The sequence below is a fragment of the Myroides sp. LJL115 genome (assembly GCF_054871665.1).
Genome location: NZ_JBTXLS010000006.1, coordinates 1 through 11,529, shown reverse-complemented (window position 1 = coordinate 11,529; position 11,529 = coordinate 1). Strand labels below are relative to the sequence as shown.

Genomic DNA, 11,529 nt, shown 5'->3' with positions numbered 1-11,529 from the left:
ATAAATTCTTAAAGCAGCATATAGAACTCACCTGCTTATAAAGAAGCTAAAGCCAATGAATACAAGCCTTTGGCAATATCTTAACAACTATTAAAAAACAGTAGAGATGCAATGCTTTTTACAAACAATATCCTTGGAAAAGTACTTTTTAAAACCTGCGTTTTCTATTAACATTTACAAACAGCGCTCTAACTAAAAATTAACATTTAAAAAACTATTATTTTACTAAAACATTAGGATAAACTATCCTATTTGGCTCCCCTGGTCACTTAAAGTGTAAACAGTTGGACGTAGTTTAATACTACATCCTTACACAAAATGCAACGACTTACCTTGATTTCCTTATATAACCTTACAAAAAACTCAAAATAAAAGAGAAATAATCATATAAAATACCTTTTTGTCTGTTAGATATACTAAATATTACTTACCTTGCATGTGCAAAACAACAATAAAAATGACTCAAAAAACTCAACAAACTAAGAACCAGCACATTATAAGCCACTCACTTATAACCTGGATGACTTCTCGTAATATCTTTAGGCATTTGCTATATCCATTGAAGCATTTTACAAGTCTCGAGTTAAAAACTTTAGTACTTTAAACTGTCTCTTATCGGATCAACTATCCTTTTATTTTCAAAGAAACGGTAATAGTGTATATACATACGCTAACTATTTTATTTACCTACTTCATTGAAAAGGGTATAGATTTTTTTAGACATAGTTCTTATAACCATTCTAGTTACAGGTGATTCACTTAGTGACTAGATGCATAATTATGTGTATCAAATTTAAATTATGTAGCAATGAATTCATTTAAACCCATATATACTTATATAAAACCTGTGTTACTACTCCTAGTTGTAACTCTAGGGTACATAGCTTGTATTGAAAATATGAGCGCAAAACCTTTAACTAAACTGAGTGATAAAGTAAACGGAACCGTAACTTTAAGTCCATATAGATATAGTTTAAATGCTTATGTCCCATTTGAATTAGAAAGTCATGAGTTCATTTCTTCTACTGTACAACAAAGTAATGTATATGATTTTGTATCGGGATTATTTTATGGCGTACTCTTTATAGCAATATTTGCTACCTCTACCATGTATGTGATGTATAAGACTAGTAAGTGGGGCATATTTTTAGTATTTCAAGCCTTATTGCTACTAATGTTCTTTTTTGCTGATATTGCAAAGTACACAATGGATCCTGAGACTTATTTCACCCTACCTTATTTTGAAAATTTCCTACTAATTTCTCTGGTAGTCTACTTAGTTTATCTAGCTAGTTACTTCTATAAGTTTGCCATACAAAGATTTGTTTACCTACAACAATTTAAGCTATTTAGTCTGACAACTCTCCTAGGCTTAGCTTCACTAGCTTATCACTCTATTATTCACAATCGCTTACCTTTATTTTTATATATAATAGTTACTTTATTGGTAATAGTGACTCAGGTTTTAATGCAATTTCTAATTAAAAAAAGACGTAAGGATTCTATTTATATACTACTTTTAATTAATCTGATTTTTCTTTACACATTAAGTTTCACAGATTTAGACCCTTTAGTTAGCAAGGTAAATTACAAAGAGACTATAATTGCCTTAAAAGGTCTTACGGTAGTGCTGCTTCTATTTAATATGTTTATCAACTACTTAGCATTAGTAAAGATTAATACTATTAATAAAACTAATAAAGTACTTATTTCTCAATATGTTTCTCTAATTAGAAACTATCATAAATTACTTGTAGAAGAGAAAAAACAGCAAAGTGAAAATGCGCTCGATCTTTCTGTTTTAAAGGAGAACACCAGTGAATTAGAAGATTATCTAAAGACGCATTATAAGCTTACTGAAAGAGAATTAGACGTTTTACACCTTATTTGGGAAGGATATACCAATAAAAAGATATCTGAAAAATTAAGCATAACCCTAAGTACAGCAAAATACCATATTGGAAATATTTATATTAAATTAAATGTAAATTCTCGTGCCCAAATTTTTGCGCTCAAGGGTTAAAAGTAGGCATAAGACCTTTTTTAGTCAGCCAAGTCTCTTTTGTAATAAAAGAATAATCATAAGTCATTAAGTGTCAGGTAACTATGTTTTAATAGTGAAATTTTCGCGTGTTTTCAAGAGAATCGCATATTTGCCCGTAAAAAAAAATATTTTTCAAATACGCAAAATTTAGCAACATGTCAAAAATACTAGTATTATATACAAAATGGCATACCCTACCATATATATGGTAGAGTTCGATAAGTTCTCTTTTTAAATAATTTACTTTCTTCCCATGTTATAAAAACCCCTGTAGCAATAGAAAATGAAAAAACAATTACTGTACTAATAATAACTTAAAAAAAGACTTAAAGAATTCTCCAGGTGGCATTCATTACCAAGCAAAGCAAATTTGAGAATTACTCTCCCATCCAAAGCAATGTTTACTTTTGACAAATTAAAGCCATTCAAGACAATTAGCAAATCAAGTGGGCCTATATATAAAAGGAAAAACAATCACTAAATAGATTACTTCTATCTGTTAGATGCCAATGCAAGATGGTTCCTCCATTCCTCCATTCCATTTATAGATATAGTTAATAGTAGCCTATTTGAAGTAAGTCTTAGAAGAAAGACGATAAATAAAAGTACTTGCCTATTATGCTTTCTTATTAAAAATATGTCTTGCCTTTTTGCTTCATCTGTAAGTCTTTAAATAGAAACTAAAGGTTTATATATGTTTCACACTTAATACTACCTATCCTTTTACTTATTGCAAGAAAGTAATAACTTAAGTTATATAATCCCCTTATAAAAATTATAAGTATTCCTGAATTATAGAAAACAGGGAGGTAATTATAGCATAAAGACTTCTATATAGAAATACGCAAAACAACACAATTTACTTTGAGCCTTGATTAGTCTCTGTAGTATTTGGGGGTGGAGCAAGACTTGGATCTAGAGCACCAGGATTTTTACCAAACTCTAAATTATAAAGTTTTACTAACCAAATAAATAAAGATATAAGGATAGGTCCAAAGATGATTCCTATAAACCCAAATAAATTCAATCCTATAATCACTCCGAAAATAGTAACTAAAGGGTGAACATTGGCCATTTTCTTTTGTAGTAGAAAACGAATTAAATTATCGGCAGAACCTACAATTAATACACAGTAAATCAAAAGACCTAAAGCATTACCCTTTTGATCACTAATAAATAAAAAGGCACAAACAGGCAGGTAAATAAGTGACGCTCCCACAACGGGTAACATTGCAGCGAAAATAGTCATAATATAAAGCATAAAGGCATCTGAAACTCCAAATATTAAATATCCCACATAGGCAATACACGCTTGTAAAAAAGCAGTTAATGGCACTCCAACAGCATTAGAGATAACTAATTTTTTCATCTCATCTCCAAGACTTTGTAAATTATCTCTTTTAAAGGGAACAACTCTATATATCCAGGCTTGTAGTTCCTTATATTGCAAGAAAATAAAGAAAAGTAATAAATAGGCTATACCTATTTGCATTATACTATTTACAGAAGCATTTAAAATAGATTCTGCTGCTTTTCCACTTATTCCTACAATTTTCCCAAGATTGGCTTGATTGAATAAATCAACCCCATAGCGATGATTTAAAATAGCAATAAATTGATCTACACCTTCTTTGAGTTTCTCTTTATTATTCACTAGAACTAGAATCTTTCTACTTACAGTATTAATTAGTAAGAATAAGGGTCCAATGATAAATACAATACTCATTAAAAATAAAAGAACAATGCTTCCTATTCTATTTATTTTCTTTACTTCTGTCAACCAAGCAAATGGTCGAAGTAATAATACAAACAAACAAATCGCGCCTAAAGCACCAGGTATAAAAACAGATAAGTGCCAACCTAAAAGAATAAATATAAAAATAATTACCCCTAAAAAGATGAGCTGCCATAAAACAGTACTAGAAATTTGCTTGGATTTATCTAACATAGTGCCAAATATTTTAACTATAAAAGCCGTGGTTTATATTTGTGTATAAATTTACTTAAAATAAGCTTAATTTTGACTAAATTATACTAAAATAACGGCTATATATTTGTACAGCAAAACATAAAACAGTATTGCCATCCACCTAGTAAGGGCCTACTTATATGAAAATCATCTACTAAGCCCCAAAATATTAAAATCTTTCTTTTAGATCTAATGTGATTTCGATGGATAAATATCGAATAGTTTTATCTATTTTTGCAGCCACTTTGGCCGAGTCTCTTCTTTTTAACAAAGGATAAAATAAAGCATTTTTACTTTTTTTACAGCAAAAGCCAAACAACTATAGCAAGAACATTTCTTTTATGTCACAAAATATCACTACTAGCTTTACAGGCTATCAGAAATTCGTCATTTTTATTTTAGCCATTACCCAATTCACAGTAATTTTGGATTTTATGGTTATGGCCCCATTAGGCGACTTACTTTTAAAAACCATGCCAGGTCTAAGTACCCAAGATTTTGGTTTAGCAGTATCTGCCTACGCTTTTAGCGCAGGAGCATCTGGATTGCTTACAGCTGGTTTTGCAGATCGTTTCGATAGAAAGAAACTCCTATTGTTTTTCTATTGTGGTTTTATTTTAGGAACTTTATTCTGCGCCTTGGCAAACTCTTATTTAACTTTACTTGCAGCTAGAATCTTCACTGGTCTTTTTGGTGGAGTTATCGGATCAATATCTATGGCTATTATAACCGATATTTTTACTTTATCTCAAAGGGGAAGAGTAATGGGGTTTGTTCAGATGGGATTTGGTGCTAGTCAAGTTCTTGGTATTCCTATTGGATTATATATTGCAAACATTTGGCAGTGGGAAGCCCCATTTTTCTTGATTGTTATCTTATCGGTATTTATTGCCATTTTCATCGGCTGGAAACTTCAACCAGTTAGAGAACACTTAAAATTAAAGAATAACAAAAATGTACTTGGACATTTGTGGTCTACCCTTAAAGATAAAGACTATAGAGTTGGATTCTTATCCACAGCTGTCTTATCTATTGGTGGGTTTATGATGATGCCTTTTGGAACTGTTTTTGGAGTGAATAATCTTGGAGTTTCTCCAGATCAGTTACCTTTACTATTTATGATCTCGGGAGTTACATCTTTATTACTAATGCCATTTATTGGAAAATTAACTGATAGAGTAAATAAATATTATCTCTTTAGTGTAGCTTCGATTTGGCTTCTTATTGTATGTGTGGTATATACAAACTTATACATGATCCCATTCTATGTAGTAGTTGCAGTAAATATCTTAATGATGATTGGTATAATGAGTAGAATGGTTCCCTCTTCTGCTTTAACCAGTGCTGTACCTAGAAGTAAAGATAGAGGTGCATATATGAGTATCAACTCTTCTTTGCAATCAATTTCAGGTGGAATTGCATCTGCATTAGCCGGAGCATTAGTATACCAAGAAACAATCGATAGTCCTTTGATGAATTACAATATTGTAGGATATGTAGTTGCTGCGGCTTCTTTACTGAGTATTTATCTTATGGGTAGAGTTAATAAAGTAGTGATAAAGAACAATAAGGCTACCACTAGTATTGAGTTTGATTAAATAAACATATCTCAAATCCACTGGTTTTTCTTTAAGTATATTTGAGCTGAAGTATATAAGAAAATCTTATCTAAAGATTTACTAATACTATTCCTCCATCTCTTGCTACTATAAAATGAAAGCTTTTGTAAGCAAAAGAACTTGCATTTTGAAGGACAGTATTAGTAGTTGCATTTTCTTTGGCATTTAGAATAAATTCTTGTCTGATCTCTCCATTGGCATCGACAATAAAATCATAGCGATACAAACTCACTAAACTATAGTTATCACCTAATATATTTTTTGCGGATTCTACATTAAAAGGTATTTGATTTATTGGAAACTCTCCAATGGATTTACTCGATAGAGAATCTTGCATAAAAAAAGGATCAATGCGTTTGTAGACCTCAATCTCTTGGGGAGTAAACTCTCCTTTTCTAATTTTATAAAAGTGATTGGAACGCTGGCTTTCAGTAGTATAAGATACGCAAAAACCCCCTAACTCATTCTTTAATATATCCTCAGAAAACAAACGAAGATTTCCCACCTTTCTATCTTGACCTATTTCTTTGGAAATTTGTTCCAATAAGTAATCACTCGTGTTTTGGTTTGATGGGTCAATAGACCTTTTCTGGCAGGATACTAAAGAAATAATGCTTACAAGCACTAAAATGATTGTACTATATCTCATAGGGTTAGTTTTCTATCTACTTTTCCTTTTTAATAAATAAATTTCTCTGTTATTAATTACTTATATTTATCTTTACTCTAGCAATAAACCAAGTATAAGTTCTTATAAATAAAAACATACAAATGTAGTATAATATACTAGCCTAATTTGATCTTTATGGAAATTTTACAACTATCTACCCCGAATGAAACAGATTTTAAGGACTTGTATAGAATTTTTCAAGAACCTAAAAATACTATGTACATACCTCAAGACTTAGGTAAATTAACTCTAGAGCAAATAAAGCAGAGCTTCGACCCTAATCAGGATAAAACCCTTTATGTACTAAAAGACAAACAAGGCAAATGTGTAGGACAAGCAGGCATCTATACCTACCCACATATGGAAGATACCCTTGAATTAGGTTACATCATTGATTATCCTTTCCACAACAAAGGCTTAGGTTCTCTATTACTACAACAACTTATTGAAAAAGTTTTCTCTACTACCCCAGCCAATAAAATCATTTGTAGAATGTACGATACAAACATAGGATCTGCTAGAATATGCATTAAAAACGGTATGCAACTAATTGCTACAGATCCTCTAGAAGACGGAAAAACTAGACTAACCTATTTAATATCAAGAGAAAACTAAAGATTATTTCTTAAGCTAGCCTTTCCCTCCAGAAAGTTTAAGCGTATATACAAAATCAATTTATAAATATCCCCTTGTGTTAAATAACGACTCTTTACATTTCGTTTAAATTTGTCCACATTTATATTTACTTCAAGCAACTTCTGGACAAAAACCTAGTCAAATTACCTCTAAGCCACTTTTGTATGTATACTTTATCTTCTTGAGGATGATTGAAATGCATTATCTAGGCTTATATAATTACTATCAAGGATACTTTCACTTTATTCTTGCCTTTTCTATTGTTACAGTTAAAGCTTACTTTTGAACATTTCTCTAAGTTTAGATTAAATGTAAATTATTGGAGTAAAATAGTAGTTAAACAATTCTATAACTCAACCACCCGTTTTCTACATGAAATTGTTAGTTAATACACTAAGTAACCTTATGCTACTCATACGCACTATAGTAGAGGACTCTTAACTTTATGTTGAACAGGCACATTAAAAAAACGCAACCTTATCGATAAAGAAGGGATGTACTTCAGCAGTAGGAAACCATATAGGTAGAATACAAAGTGTTCTAAGTAATGACAAAAGCGCTAAAACCTTGCTTATAAATGTTTTAAAGTGAAATTGCTATAATTTGTATCAAAAATAATTAGCTTTAAATGCGTTATTTAGCTAACTTTACTATCAACCTTTAAAACTAAATATTATGGCAAAGAAAAAAAACAATTTAGGAACGTTTATAGGCTTTGGTAGCGACTGAAGTTTTAAACACTATTTCGGGAAGGAGGAAAATAAAGATATTTTAATACTCTTTTTAAATGGCCTTTTTCAAGGTGAAAGAGTAATTGTTGATTTACATTATCAACCTACCGAATTCAATGGAGACACCAAAGAGCAACGAAGTGCTTTTTTTGATCTATATTGCACAGGAAGTAATGGCGAGCATTTTATAATTGAAATGCAACAAGTTAGTCAGAATTTCTTTATAGATCGCAGTGTTTTTTACACTTCTCGTTTAATTAATAACCTCATTGAAAAAGGTCCTATAGGCGATAAGTATCAATTACCTCCCGTTTTCTTTATTGGACTCCTAGAGTTCACTTTACCCGACTTACCTACAAACGAATATTTTGTAGACACAGCTATTTGTGATTTAAAAAGTAAAGAAATCATCTACTCCAAGTTGGGCTATAAGTTTTTAGTACTTCCTAATTTTAATAAAAAAGAAGATGAAATAGTAGGACATATGGATAGCTGGTTTTATTTGTTAAAGCATATGAGTGAGCTAGATAGCATTCCTAAATTTTTGGATAAGCGAGTTTTTGGGCGTATCTTTGACATAGGAAGAGTGGCTAATTTAAATCCAGAAGAGATGAATCAGTATGAAATTAGTTTAAAAAGAAGATTAGATGCTAGAAGTGTTCAAGCTACCCACGATGGTCTAAAGAAAGAGGTAGAAGAAAGTAAAATCGCTCTGGCTGAAAAGGATCATGTTATAGCAGAGCAAGGCAATGTTATAGTAGAGCAAGGCAATGTTATAGCAGAGCAAGGCAATGCATTAGCAGAGAAAGACAATGCATTAGCAGAGAAAGACAATGCATTGGCAGAGCAAGGCAATGCATTAGCAGAGAAAGACAATGCATTGGCAGAGCAAGGCAATGCATTAGCAGAGAGAGACAATGCATTAGCAGAGAAAGACAATGCATTGGCAGAAAAGGATCGTCGTTTTATTGGTTATCTTAAAAATCAAGGACTCACCATAGAGCAGATCATGCAAATTACTAATTTGGATATTGAAGTTATTAGGGAAGTATCCATCAAAGAGTAAAACTCTATTTACATAACCATACCCAGGAAAATAAATGGAAGAGTGGCTAATTTAAATCCAGAAGAGATGAATCAGTATGAAATTAGTTTAAAAAGAAGATTAGACACTTTGGGTATAGAGTTTACTCATGAGCGTTTAAAGAACGAGTTAGAAGAATTTAAAATAATTCTAGCAGAGAATGATCGTCTTATAGCAGAGAATGAACGTCTTATAGCAGAGAAGGATCGTCTTATAGCAGAGAAGGATCATCGTTTTATCGGTTATCTTAAAAATCAAGGACACACCATAGAGCAGATTATAGAAATTACTAATTTGGATATCGAAGTTACTAAGAAAATCTACTATAAGGTGTAATACTCTATTGAAGGAAATAACATTTGGTAAAGTAAATGGTGGATGTGTTTTTAACATCACTATCTTTTCGTAAAAAAATTTAATACATAAAAACTTGGGCAGTATCACTTTAGGTACTGCCCAACTTCGTTTAATATCTACCTAAATAAAAGAAACACTAAAAGAAGAACTTATCCCTTAAGGGATTTAAACTTAAAAATATTTTCCATAACCTCATCCTCCCTTATACATGCTATATTTATCTCGAAGTATCCTTACTTTCTATAGCTTTAGTTCCCCCTATTAATCTTATATTTACTACTGGGGCAAGTTTAAAAAAAAGCCTCTTTGAGTAAAACATCAAAAAGGCTTTGGAATTAACTTTTATAAAAAACATTTATGCTGGAGTACCAACAAATTGCACCTCTGCATCTAAAACAACTTCTTGGCCAATTAAAACTCCACCTTTTTCTAAAGTGGCATTAAAACTTAAACCAAAATCATTTCTATTTACTTTACTAGTTAAAGAAATACCTACCTTTTGATTTCCCCATGGATCTATCATAATTGGGCTTGCTTGAGCTGTAAATACCGTAGAGATTGTCTTACCTAAAATGGTCAAATCCCCTACTACTTTATAGTTTTCATTATCCAATTGCTCAATTGATCTAGAAACAAAACGAATAGTAGGATACTCTATAGCATTGAAGAAATCTGCTGACTGTAAATGATTATCTCTATCCTTATTGCTAGTATCCACAGAGGAAACCTCCGCCGAAAAAGCTAGTTTTGCTTGAGTAAAATCTTGTGATTCATTTTGCATTTCAACATTGAAAGAATTGAATCTACCTATAATGGTTGTAAAAAGTAAGTGTTTCACTCTAAAAGTAACCTGAGAATGGGTTGGGTCAAAAGCCCAAATAAATTTTTCGCTCATAGTATTTGTTTTTAATTGTTATAAAAAAAAAGGATACTATCTTACCATTGCACTTTTTGCCTTTATGAATAGTAATATGATTTTTTTTTATTAATAATGTAATAATCATAAGATTATATCCTTATTTTTCTTTTACAAATGTAGCTACTTTGCTCTGAGAACTACTTAACCTAGTTTAAGAACGCTACATTAAAAGAAAATACTTTTCTATAAGCTTAACTTCGAGATATTGCAAAGCTTTAAAAAAACAGCAGAAAGCTGCCCTATAAACGACAGAGTTAAAAATCTTTTAAGTAATTTAGCAAATCAACAATATACCATAGGTGAAATAGGTTGAACTATAATATTTCTTTTTAAAACAAAATTCATGCAAAATACAACTAAGCAAATCCTTAGAGTAGGTATCGTAGGATATGGTAATTTAGGTAAAGGAGTTGAGATGGCTATAACTCAAAATCCAGATATGACTTTAGTGGGAATTTTCACTAGAAGAAAACCACAGGATATAGATTCACAAGCAACAGTAATCGCTTTACAGGACATTGAAAGTTATAAAGATAAAGTAGATGTAATGGTTCTTTGTGGAGGATCTGCCAATGATCTACCACAACAAGTAAGTCATATTGCTTCTATGTTTAACACTGTAGATAGTTTTGATACACACGCCAAAATCCCTGAATATTTTGAGCAAGTAGATAAAATTACACGTGAAAACAATACCCTTAGTTTAATCTCCACAGGTTGGGATCCAGGATTATTTTCTATGGCACGTTTGTTAGGACAAAGTATTTTGCCTGTAAGCCAAGAATATACTTTTTGGGGAGAAGGATTAAGCCAAGGGCACTCGGATGCTATACGTAGAGTAGAAGGGGTAAAAATGGGAGTGCAATACACTATTCCTAGAGAAGAAGCTATAGAGCAAGTTAGAAACGGAGATAATCCAGCACTTACCGCAGCCCAACGTCACCAAAGAGTTTGCTACGTTGTAGCACATAGTAATGCTGACCAAGCTCTTATTGAGAAAACTATTAAAGAAATGCCTAACTATTTTGCAGATTATCAAACTACTGTACATTTTATTACCCAGGAGCAAATGAACAAGGACCACAATAAAATGCCACATGGCGGAATGGTAATTACTTCTGGAGAAACAGCTAGTGGAAATAAACACAGAATGGAGTTTAGTTTAAGCTTAGAGAGTAATCCAGAATTTACCGCTAGTGTTTTAGTTGCCTTTACAAGAGCAGTTGGAAAATTAGCTAAAGAAGGACAAGTTGGAGCGCGTAGCGTTTTTGATATTCCTTTAGGATACCTTTCTAGAAAATCTCCAGCAGAGTTAAGAAAATCTATCTTATAAATCGAGTAGGAGGCTGAAGATTATTTCTTCAGCCGACCTCTCACACCACCTGGCATACGGATCCGTACCAAGGCGGTTCTTAACTTTACGATACTTTTAAGTAGATGTCATGTATAGAAGTATAGCCTGCTTTCTTTAACACTTGATTGTTTAATATATTATGGAGG

Annotated in this window: 8 protein-coding genes and 1 pseudogene; 6 read left to right on the top strand and 3 right to left on the bottom strand. The window is 31.7% G+C overall.

The window, feature by feature from the left end; all coding sequences use genetic code 11:
* The first annotated feature begins 808 nt into the window (after positions 1 to 808).
* On the top strand, positions 809 to 2,023 hold the full coding sequence (locus tag ACYSNX_RS02605; protein ID WP_461753128.1) for a LuxR C-terminal-related transcriptional regulator: 1,215 nt from the start codon (positions 809 to 811) through the stop codon (positions 2,021 to 2,023).
* 880 nt (positions 2,024 to 2,903) lie between these two features.
* Here ACYSNX_RS02605 and ACYSNX_RS02600 read toward each other — a convergent pair.
* Positions 2,904 to 3,992 (bottom strand): AI-2E family transporter, encoded by a 1,089-nt coding sequence (locus ACYSNX_RS02600; protein ID WP_461753127.1) that lies wholly within the window; start codon positions 3,990 to 3,992, stop codon positions 2,904 to 2,906.
* A 362-nt stretch (positions 3,993 to 4,354) separates the two neighbouring features.
* Between ACYSNX_RS02600 and ACYSNX_RS02595 the strand changes: the two genes are divergently transcribed.
* On the top strand, positions 4,355 to 5,611 hold the full coding sequence (locus ACYSNX_RS02595; protein WP_461753126.1) for an MFS transporter: 1,257 nt from the start codon (positions 4,355 to 4,357) through the stop codon (positions 5,609 to 5,611).
* Positions 5,612 to 5,681: 70 nt separating this feature from the next.
* On the opposite strand, the gene ACYSNX_RS02590 is transcribed toward ACYSNX_RS02595, so the two are convergent.
* Positions 5,682 to 6,281, bottom strand: coding sequence for a hypothetical protein (locus ACYSNX_RS02590; protein ID WP_461753125.1), 600 nt, complete (start codon positions 6,279 to 6,281; stop codon positions 5,682 to 5,684).
* Between the two features lie 156 nt (positions 6,282 to 6,437).
* On the opposite strand from ACYSNX_RS02590, the gene ACYSNX_RS02585 reads away from it, so the two are divergent.
* The 3 genes and pseudogenes from ACYSNX_RS02585 to ACYSNX_RS02575 all read left to right on the top strand — a co-directional run bounded on the left by ACYSNX_RS02585 (position 6,438) and on the right by ACYSNX_RS02575 (position 9,089).
* Positions 6,438 to 6,917: a GNAT family N-acetyltransferase gene (locus ACYSNX_RS02585; protein ID WP_461753124.1), complete on the top strand. Its 480-nt coding sequence runs from the start codon at positions 6,438 to 6,440 to the stop codon at positions 6,915 to 6,917.
* A gap of 765 nt (positions 6,918 to 7,682) precedes the next feature.
* Positions 7,683 to 8,735, top strand: a pseudogene (locus tag ACYSNX_RS02580) (Rpn family recombination-promoting nuclease/putative transposase); the annotation flags it as partial.
* Positions 8,736 to 8,777: 42 nt separating this feature from the next.
* Positions 8,778 to 9,089, top strand: coding sequence for a hypothetical protein (locus tag ACYSNX_RS02575; RefSeq protein ID WP_461753123.1), 312 nt, complete (start codon positions 8,778 to 8,780; stop codon positions 9,087 to 9,089).
* Positions 9,090 to 9,465: 376 nt separating this feature from the next.
* On the opposite strand, the gene ACYSNX_RS02570 is transcribed toward ACYSNX_RS02575, so the two are convergent.
* Complete coding sequence (locus ACYSNX_RS02570) at positions 9,466 to 10,005, bottom strand: YceI family protein (protein WP_461753122.1); 540 nt, start codon at positions 10,003 to 10,005, stop codon at positions 9,466 to 9,468.
* 367 nt (positions 10,006 to 10,372) lie between these two features.
* Here ACYSNX_RS02570 and ACYSNX_RS02565 point away from each other — a divergent pair, with 367 nt between their 5' ends.
* Positions 10,373 to 11,362: a diaminopimelate dehydrogenase gene (locus ACYSNX_RS02565; RefSeq protein ID WP_461753121.1), complete on the top strand. Its 990-nt coding sequence runs from the start codon at positions 10,373 to 10,375 to the stop codon at positions 11,360 to 11,362.
* The last annotated feature ends 167 nt before the right edge of the window (positions 11,363 to 11,529 follow it).